At 66.2% G+C, this 12,372-nt stretch carries 8 protein-coding genes; 7 read left to right on the forward strand and 1 reads right to left on the reverse strand.

Annotated features, from left to right (window positions below; all coding sequences use genetic code 11):
* Nucleotides 1–325: 325 nt before the first annotated feature.
* The 3 genes from OG921_RS02330 to OG921_RS02340 all read left to right on the forward strand — a co-directional run bounded on the left by OG921_RS02330 (nucleotide 326) and on the right by OG921_RS02340 (nucleotide 5,936).
* Nucleotides 326–4,147, forward strand: a complete 3,822-nt coding sequence (locus tag OG921_RS02330; protein ID WP_266110719.1) for a heterodisulfide reductase-related iron-sulfur binding cluster — start codon at nucleotides 326–328, stop codon at nucleotides 4,145–4,147.
* Between the two features lie 96 nt (nucleotides 4,148–4,243).
* Nucleotides 4,244–5,158: an ABC transporter ATP-binding protein gene (locus OG921_RS02335; protein WP_266110720.1), complete on the forward strand. Its 915-nt coding sequence runs from the start codon at nucleotides 4,244–4,246 to the stop codon at nucleotides 5,156–5,158.
* Nucleotides 5,148–5,936, forward strand: a complete 789-nt coding sequence (locus OG921_RS02340) for an ABC transporter permease subunit (protein ID WP_266110721.1) — start codon at nucleotides 5,148–5,150, stop codon at nucleotides 5,934–5,936. The genes OG921_RS02335 and OG921_RS02340 overlap by 11 nt, the downstream gene beginning before the upstream one ends.
* A gap of 5 nt (nucleotides 5,937–5,941) precedes the next feature.
* Here the strand turns inward: OG921_RS02340 and OG921_RS02345 are convergent, their stop codons facing one another.
* Nucleotides 5,942–7,306 (reverse strand): HNH endonuclease signature motif containing protein, encoded by a 1,365-nt coding sequence (locus tag OG921_RS02345; RefSeq protein WP_266110722.1) that lies wholly within the window; start codon nucleotides 7,304–7,306, stop codon nucleotides 5,942–5,944.
* A gap of 178 nt (nucleotides 7,307–7,484) precedes the next feature.
* Here OG921_RS02345 and OG921_RS02350 point away from each other — a divergent pair, with 178 nt between their 5' ends.
* From OG921_RS02350 to OG921_RS02365, 4 genes are all read left to right on the forward strand, one after another.
* Entirely contained in the window at nucleotides 7,485–8,423 is a 939-nt protein-coding gene (locus OG921_RS02350; protein ID WP_266110723.1) for an intradiol ring-cleavage dioxygenase, read from the forward strand.
* Nucleotides 8,424–8,519: 96 nt separating this feature from the next.
* Nucleotides 8,520–8,993: a DUF2231 domain-containing protein gene (locus OG921_RS02355; RefSeq protein ID WP_266110724.1), complete on the forward strand. Its 474-nt coding sequence runs from the start codon at nucleotides 8,520–8,522 to the stop codon at nucleotides 8,991–8,993.
* Nucleotides 8,994–9,034: 41 nt separating this feature from the next.
* Nucleotides 9,035–10,294: a pyridoxal phosphate-dependent aminotransferase gene (locus OG921_RS02360; protein ID WP_266111033.1), complete on the forward strand. Its 1,260-nt coding sequence runs from the start codon at nucleotides 9,035–9,037 to the stop codon at nucleotides 10,292–10,294.
* 102 nt (nucleotides 10,295–10,396) lie between these two features.
* A complete protein-coding gene (locus OG921_RS02365; protein WP_266110725.1) occupies nucleotides 10,397–12,370 on the forward strand; it encodes a cellulose biosynthesis cyclic di-GMP-binding regulatory protein BcsB in 1,974 nt (657 codons plus the stop codon).
* The last annotated feature ends 2 nt before the right edge of the window (nucleotides 12,371–12,372 follow it).

Raw genomic sequence — 12,372 nt, forward strand, 5'->3', positions numbered from 1 at the left:
CCGACACGCAGCGCCGAGGTATGCCGAACACCAGGTAGTTCGGCTCCGCCTAGCAGGCCGATCGATTGCCCCCCGAGCACTCTTATGTCGACGCCATACGCAAGCTGAATGTTAGCTGAATCACATCCCGAAGCGAATGGGAATCGCCAACTCACTCGAAGTTAGCCTGACCTTCGCTGCGCTCGGCCTGCACGTTCACCTACCGTTACGGAGACTCACCAACGATCCTTTGCCTCGTTCGCTACTCGCCGGTAACTTAGTGGACATTAGACTGCTTCCCTACCTCCACATCGGTAGGCATGCATGAGAAACGAGAGGTCGCGACATGAATGCCCTGACGATCACGTTGGGCACGATTGGTGCACTACTAAGCCTGCTGTGTTGGGCGTCATTCCTCGACGGCGCGGTTCGGATGGGCCGCACCGTCGCAGTCGGCCAACCTGCCCCCGATCGCTGGCGGCCGTTCTTCCCGCGCTTCAAGCAGATGATCGTCGAGTTCATCGTGCACACGCGGATGGCGAAGTTCCGCACCGTCGGCTGGGCGCACTGGCTCGTCATGATCGGCTTCCTCGCCGGCGCGATTCTGTGGTTCGAGGCGTACGGACAGACGTTCAACCCCGAGTTCCACTGGCCGATCTTCGGCGACTGGGCCGTCTACCACCTGATGGACGAGATCCTCGGCATCGGCACGGTGGTCGGCATTCTCACGTTGATTGCCATCCGCCAACTCAACCACCCGCGTCTGCCGGAGCGACTGTCCCGGTTCAGCGGCTCCAAGTTCGGCCCCGCCTACTTCGTCGAGTACGTCGTGCTCATCGAGGGCCTGGGCATGATCTTCGTGAAGGCCGGCAAGATCGCGACCTACGAGCACAGCAATCCGTGGACCGATTTCTTCACGATGAACCTCGCGAAGCTGCTTCCGGCCAGCGTCGTGATGGTGTCGATCTTCGCGTTCATCAAACTGATGTCCGGCATGATCTGGCTGCTCTTGGTCGGCCGCAACATCACGTGGGGTGTTGCGTGGCACCGGTTCAGTGCGTTCCCGAACATTTTCTTCAAGCGTGAGGACGATGGTGGGGTCGCGCTCGGTGCTCTGAAGCCGATGATGTCCAAGGGCCGCGCCTTGGACATGGAGAATGTCGACCCCGATACCGACACCCTCGGCGCGGGCGCGATCGAGGATTTCAGTTGGAAGGGTTGGCTGGATTTCACCACGTGCACCGAGTGTGGTCGGTGCCAGTCGCAGTGCCCGGCGTGGAATACCGGTAAGCCGCTCTCGCCGAAGCTGCTGATCATGTCGCTGCGCGACCATGGCTACGCCAAGGCGCCGTATCTGTTGGCGGGCGGGCGCAAGGATGGCGGCGGTGAGGAGATCGGTCTGGTCGACGCCGAGGGCAACCTGCGCGAGGACAAGCTGAACGGCATCTCGCAGGCCGCGCGTACCGAGGCCGAGCGTCCCCTGGTCGGCGACGCGGAGGCGGGCGGCATCATCGATCCCGAGGTGTTGTGGAGCTGCACCACCTGCGGCGCGTGTGTGGAGCAGTGCCCGGTGGACATCGAGCATGTCGATCACATCATCGATATGCGTCGCTACCAGGTGCTCATCGAGTCGGAGTTCCCGTCCGAGCTGGCCGGGCTGTTCAAGAACCTGGAGAACAAGGGCAACCCCTGGGGGCAGAACGCCAAGGACCGGCTCAACTGGATCAACGAGATGGACTTCGAGATCCCGGTGTTCGGCCAGGATGCGGATTCCTTCGCCGATTACGAGTACCTGTTCTGGGTCGGTTGTGCCGGTGCCTACGAGGACCGCGCGAAGAAGACCACCAAGGCGGTCGCGGAACTGCTCGCGACCGCGGGCACGAAGTTCCTGGTGCTCGGTGCCGACGAGACCTGCACCGGCGACTCGGCGCGCCGCGCGGGCAACGAGTTCCTGTTCCAGCAGTTGGCGATGCAGAACATCGAATTGCTCGACTCGGTGTTCGAGGGCGTCGCGGACAGCAAGCGCAAGATCGTCGTGACGTGTGCGCACTGCTTCAACGCGCTCAACAACGAATACCCCCAGGTCGGCGGCAACTACGAGGTGGTGCACCACACCCAGTTGCTCAACCGGCTGGTGCGGGCGAAGAAGCTGGTTCCGGTCGCACCCATCGGTGGCCAGAACGTCACCTACCACGATCCGTGCTACCTGGGCCGGCACAACAAGGTCTACGACGCGCCGCGTGAGCTGATGGCCGCGTCGGGTTCGACGTTGACCGAGATGCCGCGCCACGGCGAGCGGTCGATGTGCTGCGGTGCGGGTGGTGCGCGGATGTGGATGGAGGAGCAGCTCGGCAAGCGGATCAACGTCGACCGGGTCGACGAGGCGCTCGACACGTTGAGCGCCTCGAGCAACGGTGCGGGCCCGGGCAAGATCGCGACCGGGTGCCCGTTCTGCCGTGTCATGCTCAGCGACGGCGCGACGGCCCGTCAGGACAACATCGAGGGCGACAAGGTCGAGGTCGTCGATGTCGCGCAGCTGATGCTGGATTCGATCACCCGCCTCGATCCGGCGCAGCTCGGCGAGAACATCAAGGTCATCCCGCGGCCGCGGGCCGAGCCTGCGCAGGCCCCCTCAACACAGGCAGAGCCCGTACCGCAGAAGTCCGACATTGCTGCAGAAGACGCTGCCGAGGCGGAGGAAGCCGAGCGGACGGAGGAGGTCGAGGCCGCGGCATCGACACCCGCCGCGAAGGCCGCCCCCGCCGGCAAGGGACTGGCGATGAAGGGCCTGGCCAAAGCACCCGGAGCCAAGGCACCAGGCGGCGCGAAGCAGCCCGCGGAGGCCGTTGACGAAGCGCCGGCCGCCGAGGCTCCCAAGCCCAAGGGACTGGCAATGAAGGGCCTGGCCAAGGCGCCGGGCCCGAAGGCACCCGGAGCGAAGGCCCCGGGCAAGCCCGCCGTACCCGAGCCCGCGACCGATGAGGCGGCCCCTGCCGCGGAAGCACCGAAGCCCAAGGGGCTGGCCATGAAGGGTGCCGCGAAGGCACCCGGCAAGGGCCTGCAGATGAAGGGTGCCGCCAAAGCACCCGGTGCGAAGGCACCCGCCGAGGCGGAATCGGGCGCAACTGCCGAGCGGCCCGAGGCAGCGGAGGCGGCCGTCCCCGTCCAAGCGACGGAGTCGAAGCCGACGGTAGCTGCAGCGGAATCCAAGCCGACTGTCGCGGCGAAAGGCCTGGCCATGAAGTCGGGGTTCAAGAAACCCGGCGCCAAGGCGAGCCCACCAGCGGCGAAGCCCGAAGCGGCTGCCGAGCAGCCGGCCGAGGCGTCCGCACCCGCCGACGCCCCGGCGGAGTCCAAGCCGACTGTCGCCGCAGCGGAATCCAAGCCGACTGTCGCGGCAGCGGAATCCAAGCCGACTGTCGCGGCAGCGGAATCCAAGCCGACTGTCGCGGCAGCGGAATCCAAGCCGACTGTCGCGGCGAAAGGCCTGGCCATGAAGTCGGGGTTCAAGAAACCCGGCGCCAAGGCGAGCGCACCAGCGGCGAATCCCGAAGCGGCTGCCGAGCAGCCGGCCGAGGCGTCCGCACCCGCCGAGGCCCCGGCGGAGTCCAAGCCGACTGACGCGGCAGCGGAATCCAAGCCGACTGTCGCGGCAGCGGAATCCAAGCCGACTGTCGCGGCAGCGGAATCCAAGCCGACTGTCGCGGCGAAAGGCCTGGCCATGAAGTCGGGGTTCAAGAAACCCGGCGCCAAGGCGAGCACACCAGCGGCGAAGCCCGAAGCGGCTGCCGAGCAGCCGGCCGAGGCGTCCGCACCCGCCGAGGCCCCGGCGGAGTCCAAGCCGACTGTCGCCGCAGCGGAGTTTAAGCCGACTGTCGCGGCAGCGGAATCCAAGCCGACTGTCGCGGCCAAGGGCCTGGCAATGAAGTCCGGGTTCAAGAAGCCCGGCGCTCGACCGGCGGCAGCGGCACCGGCCGCACCCGCCGCGCCGGAACCCACAGCGCCCGCCGAGCCAGAACCCGCAGCGCCGGAACCGGAAGCTACCGCCGAGCCGGAACCGCAGCAGCCCGAGTCTTCGAACGGCAGCGACGCTCCGGCGCCGCCGGCCGCCAAGCCGGGCGGACTCGGCTTCAAGTCGGGCGCGAAGGCGCCGGGCCGACGCTCCTAGCCGGAGCAGCACACACCCGAATGCGGTGTGCGAGTGCGTGACGACGCGCCCTCGCACACCGCGTTTTCTTTCCGGCCGTCCCTTACAGTCTCGAATGTGACCACTGCTGCCGGCTCCCCGGTCGTGGACGTCGAAAGCCTCACGCGCACCTTCGGCGAGCGCCGGGGTATCGCCGAGGTGAGTTTCAACATCGCCGAGGGTGAGATTTTCGGCTTCCTGGGACCGAACGGTGCCGGGAAGTCCACCACGATCCGCCTGCTACTCGGTCTCTATCGCCCGACATCGGGCACGATGCGCGTGCTCGGCCACGATCCCACCCGGGACCGGACCGAAATGCTGCGCCGGATCGGGTACCTGCCCGGTGAAGTAAAACTGTTCACCAGGCTCACCGGACGCCAGCATCTCGATCGTGTGGCACACATCCGTGGAGTGACCGATCTCCGGCTGCGCGACGAGCTGGTCGAGCGGCTCGGCGCCGAGCTCGATACCCCATTACGCACCCTGTCGAAGGGAAATCGACAGAAGCTCGGCCTGGTCATGGCGTTCATGCATCGGCCCGATCTGCTCGTCCTGGACGAGCCGACGTCGGGACTGGACCCGTTGCTGCAGGAGGAGTTCGCGCATCTGGTCGGCGAAGTGGCCGGCGAAGGGCGCACGGTGTTCCTGTCCTCGCACGAGCTCGACGAGGTGCAGCGACTCGCGCATCGCGTGGCAATCATCAAGGAAGGCAGCCTCGTTGTCACGGACACCGTGGAGAACCTGCGCCGGGCGGCACCACGGACGATCGAGTTCGCCTTCGACGGACCGATCGACCCGGACCGGTTCGCCGCCATCGACGGGGTCACCGTGCGTGGGTATTCCGATGACTTGCTGACCCTTTCGGTGACGGGTGCGATTGCGGCGGTGCTGCGCGCCGCCGCAGACCTCGATCCGATCGACATCAACGCCCGTCGCGCCGATCTCGACGAGCTCTTCCTGGCCTACTACCGGGAGGCGCCGGATGCGAACTGACATCGCCGGACTCGACCTCCTGCTGCGCCGCCGGTCCCTGCTCGGCTACGCGGTCGGCATGGCGCTCTACACGCTCGTGATCGTCGCGCTCTACCCCTCGTTCAAGGACGCGGGCAATCTCGACTCGTTCACCGAGGACAGTCAGACCATGGCGGCGCTGTTCGGCATCACCGGGTCGCTGACATCGCCCATCGGCTGGCTGAATGCGAACCTGTACAACAACTTTCTGCCGCTGATCCTGCTGCTGCTCACCATCGGCTATGGCGCGTCGTGCATCGCGGGCCAGGACGAGGAAGAGACCCTCGGCGTGATCGCCACCCTGCCGGTGTCCCGCCGCCGTATCGCGCTGGAGAAGTTCGGCGCAATGTTCGTGCTGACGCTGCCGGTCCTGGTGGTCACAACCCTCGTCGTGCTGGTCGGCCGGGGATTCGACTTGACCGTCGACATCGGCGATCTCCTCGGAGTTACGCTCGGAACGCTTTTGCTCGCACTGCTTTACGGGGCACTCGCGATACTGATTGGTGCCGCAACGGGCAGCCGCGGCACCTCACTCGGCGTCGCCTCGACCCTTGCCGCAGCCGGGTACCTGATCAATTCGCTTGCACCCGTCGTGGACTGGCTCCATCCGGCCAAATACCTCTCGCCGTTCTTCTACGCGATCGGCGACAATCAGCTCGAGGACGGCTCCTCACTGTGGTGGCTGTTGGTGCTGATCGCCGTCACCGCCGCGCTGCTGGCCGCCGCACTGGTCGCGTTCGACCGACTCGATATTCGCTGATCGCGTCACGGTGGCTCGACGAGGATTTCACCGGGGTGGTGGAAGCGGTTGATACGCGGGCGTTGTCGCGCGTCCACGTGTTCCGGTGGGCGCCAGAGGGTGCGCGAGCGCGGACCAGCGGTCGTGCGCCACTGGTCCGCGCTCCGGCCGGCGAGTTTGTGGTGCTCGGGGCAGACCAGGGTCAGGTTGTCGATATCGGTCGCGCCGCTGTCTACCCATTCGCGGACGTGATGGGCCTCCGTGAGGTAGCCCGGCACGTTGCAGCCGGGAAAGCTGCAGCCGACATCGCGGGCGTGCAGCACGATCCGCTGATCGGGATTCGCTATTCGTTTTGCACGGCCGAGGTAGAGCGGACGGTCGTCGAGGTCATCGAAGACCGCGAGGTAGCGGTTCGCGTGGGCGGCGAGGCGAACCAGGTCGCGGATCGGGAGTAGCGACCCGCCCGCGGTCGCAGCGGGACCGGCCGTTTCCGTCAGCTCACACAATGTGGTCGACACGATCACCGTGACCGGGAGACCGCGATGCTGCCCCAACTCCCCGGACACCAGCAGTCCGCGGCACATCGCTTTCACCGCGTCGTGCTGCCGCTGTCCCATCGAGCGGGTATCGCGCTTGGCCTCATGCTCGTTCGGTTCACCCTCAACCGTGGGTGTTTCGTCCTCCGGATTGCACATACCCGGCGCGGCAAGCTTGGCCAGGATCGGCTCCAGATACGCCCGCAACTCCGGATCGATCAGTCCTTTGATGCTGCTCATCAAATCCGGGCCCTGCCTGCCGAGCCAAATCCCACGCTTCCGCGCACGATCATCATCGCTGAACTCCCCATCCGGGTTCAGATACGCCGCAAGCCGATCCGCGATCTTCTTCAATTCATCCGGGCGCATCGTGGCCGCGAACCCCGCCAGCTGCGCCTCCGCCTGCTCCCGCGTCCCCGCATCCACCGCCGACGGCAGGTGCCGCAGGAACGACCGGATCACCTGCACATGCGGATCCCCCAGCACACCGTCCCGCGCCCCCGCCGCGGTCGACGGCAGTTCGGGTTCGAGTGGCTCGCCGGTGAACGACGAACGAGTCGCCAGCTGCTCGGCAGTATCGAACCGCCGCTTCGCCTCAGTCCGGTTGATCCGCAACGCATCCGCGACCACCTGATGGGAATGCTCCCCGCCGAACTCCCCCGGAATGCGCTGCTCCGCGAATAAATACAGCACCTCATGAACGACACTTACTTGCTTACGAGCCACACTCTCGAGTTCTCGCAACACCCCGAGACGCTCCTCGTTCGACATCGCCCCGAAATCCAAATCCGAGACAACGGACACCGCAGCATGGAGCGACTCCAACGCCCGAGCGGTACCCGATGTCGAATGCATGTTCGGATGGTATCGAGCTGGTCCGACACGTTCTGTCCACGGAATTGCGCACACAGCGACCTCCCAGCCAGCTCCCAGCTCGAGCATCGGTTCCGGGCGCAGACTCGCAATCGAACCAACTCGGCACCCGAAGCCGAATGCGAGGAGAGGCAATGGCACACCGTGACAGGTCGCTTCCATGACCACCTACCAGGGGCGCAGGCTGCCGCGCCCCGACGAAGAGGTCGTCGACCAAGGACTCGGCTTCGATGTCGGCACACTGATGAATCGCCGTCGGATGCTCGGCTTGTTCGGCATCGGCGCGGCCACCGTCGGCCTGGCTGCCTGCGACAGGTCGACCACCGCGACGTCCGCAGCGTCCTCGACCGCGAGTTCCGCAGCGACGGCGACGACCTCGCTGACCGAGATTCCCGACGAGACCGCGGGTCCGTACCCGGGCGATGGTTCCAACGGCCCGGACGTGCTCGAGCAGAGCGGCATCGTCCGCAGCGACATCCGGTCGAGCTTCGGTGCTGCCACCGGTACCGCCGAGGGCGTGCCGATGACGCTCGAGCTGACCATCCTCGACCTCGCGAATGGAGGAGCTCCGTTCGACGGAGCGGCGGTGTACGTGTGGCATTGCGACCGCACTGGTGGTTACTCGATGTACTCCGACGGCATCGCCGACCAGAACTTTCTGCGCGGCGTCCAGATCGCCGACGCGGCCGGGAAGGTCCGCTTCACCAGCATCTTCCCGGCCTGTTATTCGGGGCGGTGGCCGCACATCCATTTCGAGGTCTACCCCGATCAGTCCTCGATCACCGACGCCACCGCCGCGATCGCCACCTCACAGGTTGCGCTGCCGAAGAACGCCTGCGACGCGGTGTTCGCGACCAGTGGGTACGAGGCCTCGGTCGCCAATCTCACGCAGGTCAGCCTGACCAGTGACAACGTCTTCGGCGACGACGGCGGCGCCAGCCAGATCGGCACGGTCAGCGGTGATCTCAGCTCCGGCTACGCCGTTTCGCTCACGGCCGCCGTCGACACGGCTACCGAACCGACCGGCGGCCAGCCGCCGAGCGGTGGCCCCGGTGGCAGGCGGGGCCCGGGCCCGGGCGGCCCGCCGCCGGGTAGATGAGGCCGCGCCGCGAATCGACGCGTTCCGGGCGCCCGGACCGTTGAACCCTCATGCTGGATCGAGCGTGTCCGCTTCAGCCGAATTCCGAGGAGCGCAATGTCGACCATCAACGGCCTTCCGGCGCACGTTCTGCTGGTTCATTTCGTCGTGGTCCTGATTCCCGTCGCGGTTGTGCTCGAGATCGCCGTGACCCTATGGCGACGACTGCGCGACCTGCTGTGGTGGGCCCCTCTGGTGTTGACCGCCGGCCTCGTCGTGCTGGTCCGGTACACCATCGACGCCGGGGAGTGGTTCCAGGACCGACTCGGCCATCCGCCTTTCATCAAGGAGCACGCGGACCTCGGCGCGACGGCGATCTGGTTCGCGATCGCGCTGCTCGTCGTGGCCGTCGCGATCGCCGTGCTGCATTGGCGCGAGCGCCGGTCGGGCAGTAGTACCGCGCTCACCGCGATCGTCGCGGTGCTCGCCATCGTGGTCGGCGTGGCCAGTTGCGTGCAGGTCTACCGCATCGGCGACAGCGGTTCGAAGGCCGTTTGGAGCGACACCGTGGGCCTCGCGCCACCGCGGTGAGTTTCGAGGCAATGAAAAACCGCTGGACGACGGATGGCACCATTGAACTCGTGAGTAACCCGAACCCGTTCCAGCATCGCGCCCCGCGCGTACTGGAACAATCCACCAAGCTGCAGAACGTCGTGTACGAGATCAGAGGTCCGGTACACGCACACGCAGCACGGCTGGAGGCCGAGGGACACCGCATCCTCAAGCTCAACATCGGCAATCCCGCCCCGTTCGGATTCGACGCGCCGGACGTGATCATGCGCGACATGATTGCGGCGCTGCCGTACGCGCAGGGCTACTCCGAGTCCAGGGGCATTCTGTCCGCGCGCCGCGCGATCGTGACCCGATACGAGTTGGTGCCCGGCTTCCCGGAGCTCGACGTGGACAGCGTCTATCTCGGCAACGGCGTTTCCGAGCTGATCACGATCACCATGCAGGCGCTGCTGAACAACGGCGACGAGGTGCTGATCCCCGCGCCGGACTATCCGCTCTGGACCGCGATGACGGCCCTGGCCGGCGGCACCCCGGTGCACTACCTCTGCGACGAGTCCAACGACTGGCAGCCCGATATCGCCGATATCGAAGCCAAGATCACCGATCGCACGAAGGCGCTGCTGGTGATCAATCCGAACAACCCGACCGGCGCGGTGTATTCGGCCGAGGTACTGCAGCAGATCGTCGATCTCGCTCGCAAGCATCAGCTGTTGCTGCTCGCCGATGAGATCTACGACAAGATCCTCTACGACGACGCCAAGCACATTTCACTGGCCTCGCTCGCACCGGATCTGTTGTGCCTCACCTTCAATGGATTGTCGAAGGCCTACCGGGTGGCGGGCTACCGCGCGGGTTGGCTGGCGATCACCGGCCCGAAGGAGCACGCGGCCGGCTTCATCGAAGGCATCGACCTGCTTGCCTCGTCGCGGCTGTGCCCGAATGTCCCTGCCCAGCACGCAATTCAGGTTGCACTCGGTGGGCACCAGAGCATCGAGGACTTGATCCTGCCCGGCGGGCGACTGCTCGAGCAGCGCGATGTCGCCTGGGAGCGGCTCAACATGATTCCCGGTGTGTCGTGCGTCAAGCCGCGCGGCGCACTCTACGCATTCCCCCGGCTCGATCCGAACGTGTACGAGATCCACAACGACGAGAAGCTGGTTCAGGATCTGTTGCTGCAGGAGAAGATCCTGGTCGTGCAGGGCACCGGGTTCAACTGGCCGCATCACGATCATCTGCGCATCGTCACGCTCCCGTGGGCACGTGATCTCGCCGTAGCGATAGAGCGATTCGGCAACTTTCTCTCGTCGTACTCCCAATAGCACTACTAATCCCGTAGCGGCCATGCATCGCCGCGGCATCGAGTAGGTTCGATCCGATCCTCATTGCCTTCGCGATTCGGATGGGACCGGTCAATGCGGCGAATGAGTACGGTGTGGATCGCGACGGTGCTCGCGGTCCTCTCGGGCCTGTTCTGGGTGTCGGACACCATATCGGCCGGTGCCGCTCCCGGTCCGATTCCCCGGGATGTGTCGCTGCCGTTCCAGTCGCTCGGACTCGGGACAACCGTGACGGTGTTGGGCTCCGATGCCTCGAGGACTGTCGCGATCCCAGTGCCGAACGGCCTGACGCCAATCACCCTGCGCGCCAATGCCCAGCTCCCCGCCGAGGTCGGTCGCGCCACCGTCGAGGTGCTCTCGAACGGGCGCGTTCTGGACCGCGCCGAACTGCCGCGCGGGGTCGCCTCGGTACCGGTATCGCTGTCCTTGCGCGGCGTCCCGGTCGTGGACAGTGCGGCGAGCGTGCAAATCCGCTCGACGATGCAGCCGATCGACTCTGGTTGGTGCCCCGACGACTGGGAAGACCAGGGCGTTGCTCTGCTCGATCCGGTCGTCGACTACGCGGGTGCGGAAATTCAGCCCACCACGGTGAGCGAATTTCTGCCGCCCACGCTGAGCGCCATGCGGATCTATGTTCCGCCGCAGCCGAGCAGGCCCGAGAGTGACGCGGCACTCGAACTCGGCGCTGCCATGGACGCGAAGTACACGAACGCCAAGCCGACGGTCACCCTGTCGACGTTGCCGCCCGGCACATTGCCGGCCGAACAACCCGGCCTGCTCGAGCGGCGGATCGCGATCCGGGAGGCCGACAACGCGGCGGTGACGCTGGAAAACGCGCCCGGCGGACCCGTGCTGACGATCACCGGCCGTGGCGACGCGCTACTCGACCAGGCGCGGCTGCTGTCGAGCGATCTGTCGTCGCTCGCGGTAGCAACCAGTGCATCGGTGGGCACCCTCGACGCGGCACCGATCTACGGACCACAGACCACCACCGTGTCTTCGCTCGGACAAACATCGCTCTCGGCGACCGGCGTCGGCCGAGTACGGGTGCGCATCGGGATCGATCAGACCCGGCTCGCCCGACCGTCCGGATCGGTTCGGCTGCATTTGACGGGCAACTACACCCCACTACCCCAGACACAGAACGGTCAGCTCACCGTCTCGATCGGCGACAACGTCATCGACCATTGGCCCACCACGGCAGAGGGCACTATCGATCGCTGGATCGACCTGCCCGATGAGCTGCTCGACCGCTATACCGAAGTGGTCGTCACGCTCGATACCGTGGGTGCCACTACATGCGGCACGACCCAGCCGGTGACACTGACGATCGACCCCGACAGCGTCGTGACCAGTGATCAGGTGACCCCGCCGAGCCCGGCCGGTTTCCGTGCGCTGCCCCAGGCGCTGATGCCCAAGTTCCAGGTCGGCTTGTCCACGGGTGACTTCGCGAATCTGAACCGGGCATTCGAGATAACACTCGGGCTACAGGGCACGACGAGCATGCCGCTGCGACCCGAGTTGGTCGACTACGACACCGCACTCGGCTCGAGCCTGCCCGCTGTCGTCATCGCCGTCGAACAGCAACTCCCGCAGGATATTCCGCTGCCCATCCGCACCACCGGCGAAGCAACCATCGAGGTGACCGGAGCGGACGGCGAGACCGAATCGATCGACGTCCCGGACATGAGCTTCGGTTCACTGCAGGCGGCCTGGGACGACGGGCGGGGCCGGATGCTCGTCGCCGCGACCTCGGCCGATGCACCCGGCAGCGTGGACCGGATCCTCGATTGGTTCGCCGCGGATACCTCGCGCTGGGGCACCGTCGACGGCAACGTCGTGCTGCAGACCGCCGACAAGGAGCCGTTCGCATACGGCGCCGAGGCTGCGGCAGCGCCGGCGGCCGACGATGGCGGGCTGAGCACCGCAGAGAAGATCGTAATCGCCATCGGTGCAGCCGCATTGGTCGTCGGAATCGTCATCGCGCTCGCGGTCGTGTTCCGCCGCCGGCATGCGGGTCGCGACTCCACACCGGCCGATCCCTCGACCATGGGGTGACG

The organism is Aldersonia sp. NBC_00410 (assembly GCF_026342035.1).
In the GTDB taxonomy this organism is placed as follows: Bacteria; Actinomycetota; Actinomycetes; order Mycobacteriales; family Mycobacteriaceae; genus Aldersonia.